This is a genomic window from Pseudoduganella rhizocola (genome assembly GCF_045984285.3).
In the GTDB taxonomy this organism is placed as follows: domain Bacteria; phylum Pseudomonadota; class Gammaproteobacteria; order Burkholderiales; family Burkholderiaceae_D; genus Rugamonas.
Window position 1 is genome coordinate 32714 of the sequence record NZ_JBJQIK030000016.1, and the last position, 13361, is coordinate 46074.

At 66.6% G+C, this 13361-nt stretch carries 9 protein-coding genes; 7 read left to right on the plus strand and 2 right to left on the minus strand.

The window, feature by feature from the left end; translation table 11 throughout:
* Positions 1 to 9: 9 nt before the first annotated feature.
* Entirely contained in the window at positions 10 to 1926 is a 1917-nt protein-coding gene (locus ACJRPG_RS23770) for a S9 family peptidase (protein ID WP_408002587.1), read from the plus strand.
* 42 nt (positions 1927 to 1968) lie between these two features.
* Here the strand turns inward: ACJRPG_RS23770 and ACJRPG_RS23775 are convergent, their stop codons facing one another.
* Together ACJRPG_RS23775 and ACJRPG_RS23780 are read right to left on the minus strand one after the other, a co-directional pair.
* A complete protein-coding gene (locus ACJRPG_RS23775) occupies positions 1969 to 2496 on the minus strand; it encodes a hypothetical protein (RefSeq protein WP_408002588.1) in 528 nt (175 codons plus the stop codon).
* A gap of 133 nt (positions 2497 to 2629) precedes the next feature.
* Positions 2630 to 2863 carry a hypothetical protein gene (locus tag ACJRPG_RS23780; RefSeq protein ID WP_408002589.1) on the minus strand — a complete coding sequence of 78 codons (234 nt, stop codon included), beginning with the start codon at positions 2861 to 2863 and terminating at the stop codon, positions 2630 to 2632.
* A gap of 177 nt (positions 2864 to 3040) precedes the next feature.
* Between ACJRPG_RS23780 and ACJRPG_RS23785 the strand changes: the two genes are divergently transcribed.
* From ACJRPG_RS23785 to ACJRPG_RS23810, 6 genes are all read left to right on the plus strand, one after another.
* Positions 3041 to 6373 carry a penicillin-binding transpeptidase domain-containing protein gene (locus ACJRPG_RS23785; protein WP_408002590.1) on the plus strand — a complete coding sequence of 1111 codons (3333 nt, stop codon included), beginning with the start codon at positions 3041 to 3043 and terminating at the stop codon, positions 6371 to 6373.
* A 113-nt stretch (positions 6374 to 6486) separates the two neighbouring features.
* Positions 6487 to 7758 carry a hypothetical protein gene (locus ACJRPG_RS23790; protein WP_408002591.1) on the plus strand — a complete coding sequence of 424 codons (1272 nt, stop codon included), beginning with the start codon at positions 6487 to 6489 and terminating at the stop codon, positions 7756 to 7758.
* Between the two features lie 17 nt (positions 7759 to 7775).
* The gene (locus tag ACJRPG_RS23795) at positions 7776 to 8342 is read left to right on the plus strand and encodes a hypothetical protein (RefSeq protein ID WP_408002592.1); all 567 of its coding nucleotides are present in this window, start codon (positions 7776 to 7778) and stop codon (positions 8340 to 8342) included.
* A 5-nt stretch (positions 8343 to 8347) separates the two neighbouring features.
* Positions 8348 to 9955, plus strand: coding sequence for a hypothetical protein (locus tag ACJRPG_RS23800; protein WP_408002593.1), 1608 nt, complete (start codon positions 8348 to 8350; stop codon positions 9953 to 9955).
* Positions 9952 to 11001, plus strand: a complete 1050-nt coding sequence (locus ACJRPG_RS23805) for a hypothetical protein (RefSeq protein ID WP_408002594.1) — start codon at positions 9952 to 9954, stop codon at positions 10999 to 11001. Before ACJRPG_RS23800 ends, ACJRPG_RS23805 begins: the two co-directional genes overlap by 4 nt.
* Before the next feature lie 78 nt (positions 11002 to 11079).
* Positions 11080 to 13344 carry an SPFH domain-containing protein gene (locus tag ACJRPG_RS23810; protein WP_408002595.1) on the plus strand — a complete coding sequence of 755 codons (2265 nt, stop codon included), beginning with the start codon at positions 11080 to 11082 and terminating at the stop codon, positions 13342 to 13344.
* The last annotated feature ends 17 nt before the right edge of the window (positions 13345 to 13361 follow it).

Below are 13361 nucleotides of genomic sequence, written 5' to 3' on the forward strand. Positions count from 1 at the left end.
GAGCTTTTCATGCATCGTGCCGTCCGTCTCACCGTGCTGGCCTTCCTGTTGCAATCCGCTTTTGCCGTCCAACCCGTGCTCGCCGCGCCGGCCGCCAAGGCCAGCGCCAAGGCGCCGAAGAAGTATACGATCGAGCAGTTCATGGCCACCACGTCCATCAGTGGCGCGTCCTTCAGCAACGATGAAAAGAACATCCTCTTCACCAGCAATGAAACCGGCATCTTCAACGCCTACACGATGCCGGTGAGTGGCGGCAAGGCCACGGCGTTGACCAAATCAACGACGGACAGCGTCTACGCCATCGGCTACTTCCGCAATGATGACCGCGTGCTCTTCACCCGCGACCAGGGCGGCAATGAGCAACACCACCTGTATGTGCGTGAACTGGACGGCAGCGAGAAAGACCTGACGCCCGGCGAAAAACTGACGGCGCGTTTCGCCGGCTGGGAACAGGACGGCAATGCTTTCTATGTGCAGAGCAACGAGCGCAATCCCAAATATTTCGATATCTACCGCTACGATGCGAAGACGTATGTGCGCACATTGGTGTACCAGAACGAGGCGGGCATGTTCCCCGGCGAGATCAGCCGCGACGGCAAATGGCTGACACTGGAGAAGATCAACACCACCTCGGACTCCGATATCTATCTGTACAACTTCGCCAGCAAGGAACTGAAGCACATAACGCCGCACAAGGGTTCGGCCAAGTTCAGTGCCGAGAGCTTCGATCCCGAATCGAAGAAGCTTTTCTTCAGCTCCAACGAGAGCGGCGAATTCACGACATTGAGCACCTATGACCTGGCGACCGGCGCGGTGGCGCTGCGCGACAAGGCGGACTGGGACATTGTCGGCACCGGCTTCTCGCGTGACGGCCGCTTCCGCACCATCGTGATCAATGAAGACGGCAGCACGGTGCTGCGTATCCTGGACGCTGCGACTGACAAGCCGCTGGCCTTGCCGAAAGTGCCGGGCGGCGAAATTCGCGGCGCGGTGTTCTCGAAGAGCAGCAAGCTGCTGGCCTTTTACGTCAACGGCGACCGCTCGCCGAACAATCTCTTTGTCTACGACTTCGGCACGAAGCAGGTGAAGCAGCTGACGCAAAGCCTGAACAAGGAAATCGACCCGAACGACCTGGTGGAAGCGGAAGTGGTGCGCTTCAAGTCCTTCGACGGCACGGTGGTGCCGTCCATCTTCTACAAGCCGAAGGGCGCATCGGCGGCGAACAAGGTGCCGGCCGTGGTGTATGTGCACGGCGGTCCTGGCGGCCAGACCCGGCGCGGCTACAGCGCGCAGATCCAGTACCTGGTCAACAACGGCTATGCGGTCCTGGGCATCAACAATCGTGGCAGCAGCGGCTACGGCAAGACCTTCTTCATGGCCGACGACCGCAAACATGGCCGCGAGCCGCTGTGGGACTGCGTGGAAGCGAAAACCTACCTGGCGAGCCTGGGCTATATCGACCATGAGCGCATCGGCATCATGGGCGGCAGCTACGGCGGCTACATGACGCTGGCGGCAATGGCCTTCCGGCCCGAGGCCTTCAAGGCCGGTATCGATATCTTCGGCGTCAGCAACTGGATCCGCACGCTGGAGTCGATTCCGCCGTACTGGGAAGCGCAGCGCACCGCGCTGTACGGCGAGATCGGCGATCCGGTGAAGGACAAGGACTTCCTCACGGCGACCTCGCCGCTGTTCCATGCCGCGAACATCGTGAAGCCGCTGATGGTCATCCAGGGCAAGAACGACCCGCGCGTGATCAAGCCCGAAAGCGACGAGATCGTGGAGGCGGTGAAGAAGAATAATGTGCCGGTCGACTACGTGGTCTTCGACGATGAAGGCCACGGCTTCAGCAAGAAGAAGAACCAGGCCGTCGCCAGCGCAAAGATGGTCGAATTCCTCGACAAGTACCTGAAGAACGCGAAGTAAAAAAAAGACCCTGCGAAGGCAGGGTCTTTTTCTTCCAGGGGCTTAGTGACGGCGAGGATTATCCGGGCGGTCGTCGCGGCGGTTTGGCACGCCGTCGCCATCGCGGTCGCGGTCGTAGCGGTTCGGAATGCCGTCGCGGTCGCGGTCATGGCTGCGGTAATGCTGGCGGCCGTCCGGATTGCGGTCGTATCGGTTCGGGATGCCGTCGCCATCTCGGTCACGGTCGTAGCGGTTGGGAATGCCGTCATGGTCGCGGTCGCGGCGGTCCCAGCGCGAATGCTGGTAGTAATAGCGGCCGCCGCGTTCCACCCATTGCGGCTGGTAATACACATAGCCGGGGCGCGAAGCGATCCAGCTGCCGCCCACCCACACATGGCGGCGGCCGTTCCAGCTCCAGTAACCAGGCGCCCACACATAGCCGTGGCGCGCAGCCGGGACAGGCTCATAAATCGGTGGCGGCGGCGCGGTGCCAATCACCAGGTCCACATTCACCTGTGCGCTGGCGGGCGCCGTCATGGCGGCAGAGCCGGCGGCGATAAGAACGGCTGCGATCAGCGATTTCCTGTTCATGGTGTGCTCCTCTATGAATCGTGGTTTGTTGGATTCAATATAGCAAGCACGATTGCCGCAGCGTAGACCTGATTCAGTTTCTTACAAATCCGGAAGATTTGCTACAGATGGATGTGCGCTGGCGCACATACGCTTACAGGCTCGCCACCGGGGCGGCCTGCTTCTGCTCTTCCACCAGCGAGGCGACCTTCTGTGCAGGCGTCAGGCGCTTGGCGCTGACCACCACAACCGGCATGGTCTTTGCGCTCCCGGCAGCGACCACCGGCGCCTGGGTTTTCGGCGCGGCTGCGTCGTAGGCGACATTGGCTGCGCAGGCGATGCCGAAGGCAACAACGAAGATGGCTTCAAAGTTTTTCAGGATGTTCATGATTGGCTCCGTGGTGTGCGTTGCGTGTTTCGATGATTGCACTGTATCCAAAGCCTCCCCGGGCCGCCATCGGCTTGCGACAGGCGGCCGGTTTGGCGGGCCAGGCTGCAGAATTGCGGACCTTTTCCGTCTCCCTCCACATGGCTGTGCAGTGATGACTAACCCCGCGTGGATGGCATGGCTGGCAAATACACGGCATTTCTGGACGGCTTGCAGCTGGCGTGGCGCAGGCGCCGCCGCGCGGGTGATTTCGGTGCAGGCAGGCGGCTGCCGCTGCATGGCCTCTGGCTGCCCATGCTGGCGGCGTTGAGCGTTGCTGCCGGTGGCGCCATCCTGGCCCTGCATGCGCAGCGGCTGGGAGAGACCAGCGGCAGCACGCAGGAATCCGCAAGCCAGCAGCGCCTTGCGCGCCTGTTCCAGCCGGTGCTGCCGGGCGCCGCCTTCGTCATTGAGGCAGGCGCCCCGGCCGGCGCGCAGATGATTCCCCAGCCCTCCGGCGCCCTGATGATTGCCTACGGCCTGCAGGCGGCGCCGCTGCTGCGTGTTGACCTGTGCACGCAGTTGTCCGGCGAGCGTATCGTGCCGCTGCGGATCGGCTACCGCTTTTCCGACGTCGAGCGCTGGCAGCGGCAGGCCGAAGCAAAGGGGCAGCCGCTCGGCCTGCGGAATATCCTCCTCCTGTCGGATGCATCGGCCAACACGATTCCGCAGCTCGACCTGGCCGGCAAGGCATGGATGGAGGCGCCGCTTTCGCTGCGCTGGCGTGCGAAAGGCGCTGTGGTGCAATGGATCAGCGATGCCAACGGCGCAGCCATCGAGCATGGCGCCGAAGGGCAGAGTACCTTGCGGCGGCAAGGGTGGCTGAGCTGGGGCAGGGGCGCCTTGCGCATCGAGCGCCGCCCAAGCGGCATTTGTCCGCGTGCGGGCGAGCTCGTGCTGCAGATGTACCTGCCGAAGGCAGATGGTGCCGCGTCCGCCCTGGTAGCTGGCATGTCGGTCCAGGGCAGGGCGGCCGCGGCCATGCTGCAGCCCGGCCCTTATCAGGTGCCGGCGGCGGCGCCTGCCGCACTGGAAGACCAGACACTGTTCAGCGGCCTGCTCGCGCATGGCCTGATCCGTACCGGCGCCGGAGGCCTGCTGGAAGCCGCGCCGCCCGACCTTCCCGCATGGCGTTCCGTGCCGGCCAGCGCCCGCGTCGCCGCGCCGGAAGCATGGCAGGGCGCCACCCTTGACGACAAAGGCCGCAAGCTGCTGAAGCGGCTCTACCAGCAGGCGGACGGCGCCTATGTCCGGGAGCAGATCGATATCTACAACAGCGAACGCCAGCTCCTCGCCTGGCGCTTCGCCAGCGCCAGTGCCTCTGCGCTTCGCGCCGCCGCCGGCGATGCTGCTGCGGGCGCGTACCCATTCCGGCCCGCTGAGGCGCGCGATGCCGCAGCCGCGCACCCCGGCAGCACTGCCTCAGCGCCCCTCGCCGGAACCACCGGCAGCGCAGGCCCTGAAGGCCGCCGCAAAGCCATGCCGCTAATTGAGGCCCGCGGCATCAATGGCCCGCTGCCGCAGACCAGCGCCATGCCTGCATCGTCCGCGCGGCTGTTCGAGGACCTGCCGCAGGGCTGGCAGCCGTGGACGCGCGTCGCCCAGTGGCCTGCGAACCAGTCTGCACCCGTGAAGCTGACGGTCAGCCTGCCTCGCCCGTCCAACGGCAGCGAGACGCTGCGCCTGCTGCTGATCGGCCGCATCGATACCAGCCAGGGCGCCTCCGGCGCCATATTGCGCGCCACGCCTGCCTGCACCGGCCGCGCCTGTCCGGACGGAGCAGCGGTGCAGTCCATTGAACTGCGGCCCCAGGCCGGGGTGCGCGAGATCACCTTCACCGCCACGCCGCTGAATGCCGCGGCCAATGAACGCAACGCCGACCGGCGCTACCGTCACCTGGTGAGCACGGAGGGACTCCCCGACTGGCAGCCGCTGGCAAACCTGCCGCCGGCGCGCACCGCTGCGCAAGGGGCGCAGGGCCAGGCCTCACGCATCCTGCTGCATGACCGCAATGGCAGCCTGCTCTGGTCCGCCGGCGCGCCCACAAGGCAGGCGCAGGACGCGGGCCTTGCCACCATGCTGGGCCTGAATACCGAACACGCCAGCAGCATTGCGGGCATGCTGGCCCGCGCCAACAGCGCGGACGGTGCGGCCAGCGCACAACTCACCATCGACCTGCCGCTGCAAGGCCTGAGCCAGAAAATCCTGGATTGCATTGCCATGCGCCGCGGCCACTGGACGGGCAGCAGCTGCGCTGGCGGCGGCATCGTTCCCGAAGACCGCCATGCCGGATTCGTGCTGCTGGACGCCGAAACGGGCGATGTATTGGTGGCGGCAGGCGCAGGCGCGGCCCCGGCGGGCGCCGCCGGCTGGTCCGAACTGCGCGACTTCGACCGTGCCAACCCTGCCCGCAGCCCGCTGCGCCTGCCCGCGCTCCAGCACGACGGCGGCGCCCACCAGAGTCCCGGCTCAACTTTCAAGGTGGTGAGCGCCCTCGGGCTCGAAATCGCCGCACAGTCGGATCGCCAGCTGGACGCCATGCTGGATGGCCTGCCGCTGCAGAAACTGAACGCTGTCGCCCGTGAACGCGGCTTTGCCTTTGAGACCGGTGCGCCGGTCTATCCGGTCACGCCGAAACAGGCGCATATCACCAATTACCGCGAACAGGGTCTCGACCGCCGCGCGCAGGAGGGCAGGCTTGGGGTGTCGCAGGCGCTGACCTACAGCCTGAACACCTGGTTTGCCTGGTCGGCCGAGATGAGCGACCGCAGCCTGTTCGGCCGCGCCTCGGGCGGCCTCCCGGCGCTGCAGCCGCTGGAAGCGGGAGCACTCGATACGGTGCGGCCCATCGTCGCCGCCGCCCGCCTGCTAGGCTTCGAGCAGCCGCTGCGTCTCGACGGCGGCCTGCTGCCGCCCGATTTCCAGTGGTCGGCCTACGATGCGCTGCAAGGCACGCCTGCCCATTTCGACCCGATCCACACCCGCCATGAGCTGCGCCAGATGAGCATCGGCCTGCGCATGCAGGCCACACCGCTGCAGATGGCGCTGGCCTCGGCAGCCATCGGCCAGGGCGCGGTGGTGGCGCCGCGCCTGCTGCTGGTCCTCAACGGCCGGGAAGCCGCCGTAGCGCAGGCGGCGGCGCTGAAAGTGCGCCTCGACCGCATCCGCGCCGGCATGAAAGGTGTGGTGGACCGTGGCACGGCGGCCGGGGCCTTCGGCGGCAAACAGTTCGCCCACCTGCGCCCCGGGCTATACGGCAAAACGGGCACCGCGCCGGTAACAGAGGACGAAGCCACCGTCTGGTTTACCGGCTGGCTGGAGCCCGGCACGCTGCCGGGGCAGCGCCATCGTCTGGCATTTGCGGCCTTCGCCAGCCATTCTGAAGCCAGCGGCGGCGATCATGCCGCGCCGGTGGTTGCCGCGGTGCTGTCGGAGCTGGCGAAGCAGAACGGTGAACAGAAGGGCAAATAGCCTTGTAGTCCGAATAATGAATTGCCCGCGCGCGTGGCATTATTAGCCAGTGAGCGTCGTCGGCCATTCGATCCCCAATGGCCCGGCGTAACACTTCGTCAACAGGGATCGTCATGCGGTTGGCAGGAACCCGCTATCAGGAACACGGCTGGGAACAGGTGCGCAAATTGCTGGGACAGTGCTCGCTGCACGTGTTCCGCCAGTGCACCGGCTTGCGTGCGCCGGATGAGCTGCTCGACTGGTATATGGAGGGAATGGCCATCGCCCTGGGCGCCAACGCGCAGCTGGCGCGTGGCGAGGCAGCCGGCAACAGCTATGGCGACAGCGTGGCCCAGCTTTCAATGAGCCTGCTCTATGAACTGCAGGTGCAGCCTTCGTACTGGGAAGCCTTCATGGCCGCGCTGCAGGCGGATCATGCGAAGCAGGGCGCATTCTGGCTGCATGCTGCCGGCGAGGGCGCTTTGCGCAAGAAAATCAATGACATGTTCGCCACCCTGCGCGACAAGGTCGATTCGGACAACTACCAGGCCGCCACGGGCCGCCCCTGCTCGCCGAACCGCATCTACACCTACCGCATGCTGGACACCGCCTACCACGACGTGGCGCAGATCTTCGCGAACTGGGAGTACAACGCCGCCCAGGTCTCCGCGATCCTCGGCCGCGAGGTGCAGGCGGTGCCGATCGAAGTGCGCCAGATGCGCAGCATTGCGGACTGCCGCGCCGAGTGGATTATCCGGTGGAGCGAATCGCTGGAACGGTTCCGGGGCACACCTGGCCCGCTGCATACCAGATCCAAGCGCTTCGCCAGCCTGAAGAACAATGCCGAAAAAATAGGCGCCATGCTGCGCGAAATCGGCGAATACGAGGCCATTTCGGCCAATCTGGACCTGGAAAGCTGGCAGCAGGACCACGACGAAGCCGCCAACTGGCTGGAAGATTACCTGCGCGTTGCGTCCGAAGCGGTTGAGGGCGAGGCGCTCGACCGTATCCTGCCTCCCGGTGAGGAAGACGAGGCTGAGCAGGAGGACGGGCAGGGCCCCGCCCCCGAGGCGCCGATGAACGCAGAAGCCCGCGCGCTGGCCGAGTCGCGCGCGGCGGCGCTTTCGCTGCCCCTCCGCTATATTGAAATGGCGGCTGCGGCGCAGGAGGCAGGCAGCTGGATAGCGCGGGCGCTGCGGGATGCCAGCTTGCCGGTGCGGCTGGCGGTCTACCAGAAGCTGCTTGGTCCGGCCGACGACAGCTATCCGCAGGAATGGCTGGACCCGGATACCGGCGAGCTGCCCACCGTACAGCAGCTCGCCGCGCTGGATGGCATCTCCGTGCCCACCATGCGCAAACGCCGTAATGAAGCGATCGAGCTGCTGCAGGCAGCCCGGCGCACCTGAATGAAAAGGACTTCAACATGAAATCGCCCGACCAGAAACTGCAAGAGCGCCTGCTGCTGTCGCGCGCCGTGCCGGGCGACAGGCTGATGCTGGCCGACGAGGTGCTGCTCGCGGCGCTGAACGGCGCCCAGCCGCTGTCCGTGGGCGAGCTGGCGGCGCTGCAGGCTTCCCCGCTGACCTTGCGCCGCTTCCGCCACCTGGCGCTGGAATTGCGCCGTGCCGCGCAGCCCGCCGCCGCGAATGACGCTGCGTGGGATGGCAGCCACGGCATGCTGCGTGCAGCCGCCAGCGCCGAAGCGCTGGAGGCGCTGGCAACGGACGACGGCTACTGGACCCTGCATTTCGTGCCCGGCGGCGACAGCTGGCAGCTCATCCTGGCGCTGAATCCGGCGGCGCCGTTTGCCGCGCGCCTGCTGCGCGAACGGCCGGAAGTCCGCGTGACGGACGGCGGCGGCGCCATCCTGCTGCAAGGTCAGCTGGACAGTGACGGAGAGTGCGAACGCAGCTGGGCTTTCCCCTCGGCGCCTGCCGAGCATTTCCAGCAATACGGCGCGCAGTTCAGCGTCGCGCCGGTGGGCGGCTGAGGACCATGGCCCTGTTCAAGCGCTTCCGTAACAGCGCCGCTGCGGGTGACGCAGCGGTGGCGGAACGTCTTGGCAGCGAATGGATCGCGGCGCGGCGCGAAGCCGGCAGCATGGCGCCGGCACAATGCGTGACCGTGGTGTACAGCGAGTCCGGGAGCTCGCGGCGGCTGGTGTCGTTCCGCAGCGATGGCGGCGCGGCGAAGATCGCCTGCATGAAGGGCGAGCGGGCGTGGTGCTTCCATCCCGGTCCGTATGTGGCGGATATCGTACCGTTCGCCGCTGCCCCGGAAATCGGTCTGCGCATGGTGTTCGTGATCGATGCCGCCGATCCGCGCGTAACGCAGCAGCGCTTCGACCTTTTCCTGGTCAGCGAGATGGAGGCGGACCTCGCCCAGCTCACGCTTGAGTCCTTCGGCGGGCAGGCGCAGGCTGCCGTGCGCGCGGCGCTGGAGCAGGGCGTGCTGGATCTGCCGCCCTGTACCTCGCTGGATGAATGGAACCTGTTCCGCGCGGGCCTGAATGAACTGATGTACACGCGCTTCGGCGTGACGGTGGAGGACTGCGTTCCGGTGGATCTTGCGCCGGCCGTCGATTATGCGGCGATGCTCCGCGGCCGCGCGGCGGCGCAAGCGCCTGCCGGTCCCGCAGGGGCCGTCTACAAGGGCGCCGCTGCTTCGGGCTATGCCGATCAGCCGAAATCCCAAGGCCTGCCTTCGCCGCCGCCGGCAACACCCGCCGCCGCTGCGGGGGCGCCGCAGCACGCCGCTTCGCCAGCCTGGCCAACGCCGACCATGGCATCATCCACGCCGAAGCTCCCGGCGAGGGCCATTCCAGTTGCATCGGCGGCACCGAGCCCCACGTCGGCTTCGGCTACGTCCCGCCCGGCAGGCGCAGTCGCGGCCGGCGAGCGACAGCATCCGGCCGGTCCCGCCGTACCTGTCGCCGCCGCGTCGCAGCAGCCCGGCGACCAGGCCGAAGGGGGAGCGCCGAACGCCTCGTCCACACCGGCCCGCCCGGCCGCGCCTGCAGGCGCGCCCTCGTCGCGCGGCCAGGTCGAGCCTCCGATAGCGCACAATGCGGGCGAGCCATTCGCCGCCCCGGGGGCAATGGCAGGCCCGCACATCCCCGTCACGCCGGCGGCCGGCGGCAGCCCGCTGCCGTCCGGCTGGACGGCTGCCCACAGCCCGCGCGCCGCAAAGCGCGACGCGGCGGCCATCCGCCGCCTGTTCCTCGAGCTCCCGGCGATCAGTGCCGCACTGCGTCAGATCGCGCTGCCTGAAGGCCAGAAAACTTTCAAACAGCAGCAGTCCATCCTGCAGCGCCTGTCCCTGCTGGCGCTCGACGCAGGCACCATGCCCTCGCTGGACTGGGCAAGCCCGGACCAGAAAGCGAAGCAGGCCCACCGCACCGAGCGCGCCGACCAGAGCCGCCGCGCCGTCATCGCGCTGGACGAAGCCTGGTCCCTGCTGGCACGCTTCAAACAGGCAGGTCCCGATGACGCAGCCGGCTGCCTGCAGGAAGCCGACCGCATCGCCGCCAACCTCGAATACCACCTGGCCCGCCGCCGCAATGCCGAACCGGTGTCGGAAGACCGCGTGGAGCCCAGGCTATGATCGACCTCTCGCATAGCCCGGTGCGCACCGCGGCCCGTCCCCCGGCCGCTGAATGCCGCAGCCTGCTGCAGGACGGGCGCATCCTCACGGTGACGGCCACGCGCCGCCCGCGTGCCAACCGCGCCGAAGTGAAATGCGTGGCGCCGGGTGCACCGGCGCTATGCGAACGCATGCTAGAAGTCGTCCATCTCGCACGCCTCACCGAATCGCGCTTCGACAGCCGCGAACAGGTCGTCATCAGTATGGATATTGCGCCGGCCGCCACAGACCGCAACTGGGAACTGGCCGTTGTGCTGGCAGACCGCATGGTGCGCGAGCTGTGGACCGCGCCCACGCCGCAGGTATGCGCCATCGGCTGGTCCGACAGCTGGCAGTTCGGCCGCGTCGATGGCGGCCCGCATACCGCGCCACCTCATTGCGGCAGCGAGACCACGCTGATGCTGGGCGGCGCCGGAGAGCTCACGCATCTCGGCGCACTGCACGGCCACGCCGATTCCTCGGCCGCCGTCTCCACGGTAAGAAGCTGGTTCCCCCTGCACAGCGGCGGTGTACACGATGCCCTTTGCTGGGTGGAGGCCAGCGTGTATCCGCTGGATGGCGCTGGATCGGAGGAGGAAACCATCTCGGCGCCGGGACTGGACGCCGCCACCCAGCACGCTGTTCGCCAGACGCTGGCCGAAGCACGCCACTTCGACGGCAACGCGCTGGGACGCTGGCGCACCGTGCTCCGTTTCGAACAGCCACGCTTCCAGGGCAACTCCTGGCAGCTGGCCCTCGTGATGGCCGACCGCCTGGCGCGTGGCCGCGATTTCCTGCCGCGCGGCCGCATGATCGCCACCGGCAGCTCATCCGCGTGGCATGCCGGCCGCGTGGATGCGGTGGAAGGGCGCGTAGCGAAACTGGAATTAATAGAAAGGCAAGCCTTGAAAGGCGACCGCGTGCTGCTGCCTGCGGCATGGGAGGTGGAAGCGGGCGAGGGCTATGCGGCAAGGCTGCGGGCGCGGGGCGTCAGCCTCGCATGGATAGAGCGGATTGGGCTCATCTGAATCGTGCGCAAGACGGGGCAAGGAGCGCCTGCTAGAATCGGCAGGCAGGCGAGTAGATAATAAGCAAGGAGTCTGAGAATGTTGAAAATGTTCGGTTTGGGCGGAAGCAAATGCCCGCGCTGCCATCACCGCAATGCGGAGGCGGCGGGTTACTGCGCGCAATGCGGCCTCTCGCTGGGCGCGCCACGCAACGAACCGGTATTGCAGGACAACCGCTGGGTGCCTGCAAATGATGAACTGGCAGTCTATTTCGGCGTTCGTGAACTGTCCGGCATCTTCACCAAAACCTTGCGCGTGCCCGCCACCACCCGCGCCTACATCCTGCAGCAGGACAAAGCCACCGAGGTGCCGCAGGGCGAATACGAACTGGAAGGCTTCTTCCAGCGCCTGAACAACCTGCTGCGCGACCAGCACGCCGAAATCCTGATCACGCGCACTACGCCGCTGCCGGTGGAATTCAGCTTCAGCGACCTGTATACGTCCGAACACCTGAAGGTGGCGGCCAGCTTCACGGTCGGCATCAAGGTGGAGCAGGTGGCTGCCTTCGCCCAGCACTTCATGACCGTGCCGGGCACCGTCACCACGCTGCACCTGCACGAACTACTGGAATCGTCGGTGCGCCAGATCGCTGCGGAATTCATCGGTGCGCGTTCGATGCGCGAAATGAGCCGCAACGCCGACCTGCGCCTGCAGCTGGACGAACGCCTGCAGTCCGCGCTGCGCATGCGCCTCGCCGAGTTCGGCCTCGCCGCCGCACAGGTGGAAACGCTGTCGCTGCGCCACGATAAATTCGACAACAACCGCGAACGCATCGGCAGCCTGTGGCTGGTGGCGGACGAACGCCATGTGCAGCTGGAACATGTGAAGCAGCTCGATGAACTGTACAACGAAGAGGAATGGCAGGCCATCTGGCGCGAAGAGCAGAAGCAGCGCACGGAATTCCGCCGCGCCGAGCTGCGCCAGGACGCCACGGTGGAGAAGGCCGAACAGGCGCTGAAGGAAGCCGAGCGCCTGCAAGCCATCCGCGCCCGCGAAATCGACCTGTATGCGCGCGTGATCGAAGCGAAAACCCGCAAGGCGGCCTTCGACAACGGCGCGGGCGCCACGGTCGCCGAACTGGAACATGAGCTGGCGAAGAAGAAGCTGGGGCAGACATCGGAAGCCGCCGAATGGGACCATGTGCGCCAGCTGGCGCAGATCCGCATGCGCACAGAGCGCGAAGTGGCGCAGCAGACGGCGCTGGAAGAGCGCGCGCTGGCGCGCCAGCGCTTTACCCATCAGCTCTACATGCAGCAGCTGCGCAACCGCGTGGAACAGGCCCTGGCCATCGAGGATGAATCGCACCGCCATGCCCAGGTGCAGCGCCTGCGCAAGGCCGAAGCGGAAGCCGGGCAGCGCGAAGCGGCCATCGAAGCCGAACACCAGGCAGCACGCCTGCACGGCATCACCATCGCCAACGCGGCGCGCAAGCGCGAGGCGGAGCGCCTGCAGGAATGGGAGGAACAGCAGCACCTGGCGCGCCTGCGCGAGCAAGGGCGCGGCGAGGAGCTGAAGGACGCCGGCGTGCAGGCGAAGCTGGACGAGATGAAGCGCAGCGGCGCCACCGCCGATTCGATCACGCAGTACGAAAAGCTGATGCGCACCATCGAGGCGGACGGCGTGCAGCAGCGGCAGGCCGGCGACATCGCCCACCGTGCCGAGGAACAGAAGCTCTCGCTCAAGCTCCGTGAACATGAAGCCAACTGGCAGCACGAGCTGCGCAAGATGGAAATGGAGCGCGACGAACGCTTCCAGCGTGCGAAGGCCGAATACGACATGATGATTGCGCAGCAGGACCATGCTGCACTGATGGCGCGCATCGATATCGAGCGCATCGATACCATCGGTAATCTGAGCGACACCGGCAAGATCGCGCTTGCAGCAACGCCCAATGCGCAGGCGCTGGCCCAGCTGATGAAAACCCAGACCCAGTCCGGCATGCATGCGGACCAGCTGCAGGCGCTGGCCTCCGTGGTGGCGGCCGAGAACAGTATCAGCCCGGCGGAAGCCATGCGCATGGCGCAGCAAAGCGTGCAGGACGAGCGGGCACACAGCGCTGCCCAGCAGGACAAGGACCGCGCCCACCAGCTGGAACTGCTCAAACTGCAGAACGCCACACACGCCAATGCGCTCGCATCGCAGATGCAGCTTGGCGTAGGTGTGGCGCAGGCGGGGGCGCCGGTGCATCATCATCACGCGCCTGCGCAGGCGGGCGTGCGCTACTGCGTCAACGGGCATCCGGTGCCGGCGGATAAGGCGGATGCGAAATTCTGCGCCGAGTGCGGCGTGCCGTTGCCGCGTTGAGGCCCGGGCAGCAAGAG

Excerpts from the sequence above, each read along its gene's own strand:
- ACJRPG_RS23770 (WP_408002587.1), top strand. The coding sequence starts at position 10 with ATGCATCGTGCCGTCCGTCTCACCGTGCTGGCCTTCCTGTTGCAATCC.
- ACJRPG_RS23775 (WP_408002588.1), bottom strand. The coding sequence starts at position 2,496 with ATGAACAGGAAATCGCTGATCGCAGCCGTTCTTATCGCCGCCGGCTCT.
- ACJRPG_RS23780 (WP_408002589.1), bottom strand. The coding sequence starts at position 2,863 with ATGAACATCCTGAAAAACTTTGAAGCCATCTTCGTTGTTGCCTTCGGC.
- ACJRPG_RS23785 (WP_408002590.1), top strand. The coding sequence starts at position 3,041 with ATGGCTGGCAAATACACGGCATTTCTGGACGGCTTGCAGCTGGCGTGG.
- ACJRPG_RS23790 (WP_408002591.1), top strand. The coding sequence starts at position 6,487 with ATGCGGTTGGCAGGAACCCGCTATCAGGAACACGGCTGGGAACAGGTG.
- ACJRPG_RS23795 (WP_408002592.1), top strand. The coding sequence starts at position 7,776 with ATGAAATCGCCCGACCAGAAACTGCAAGAGCGCCTGCTGCTGTCGCGC.
- ACJRPG_RS23800 (WP_408002593.1), top strand. The coding sequence starts at position 8,348 with ATGGCCCTGTTCAAGCGCTTCCGTAACAGCGCCGCTGCGGGTGACGCA.
- ACJRPG_RS23805 (WP_408002594.1), top strand. The coding sequence starts at position 9,952 with ATGATCGACCTCTCGCATAGCCCGGTGCGCACCGCGGCCCGTCCCCCG.
- ACJRPG_RS23810 (WP_408002595.1), top strand. The coding sequence starts at position 11,080 with ATGTTGAAAATGTTCGGTTTGGGCGGAAGCAAATGCCCGCGCTGCCAT.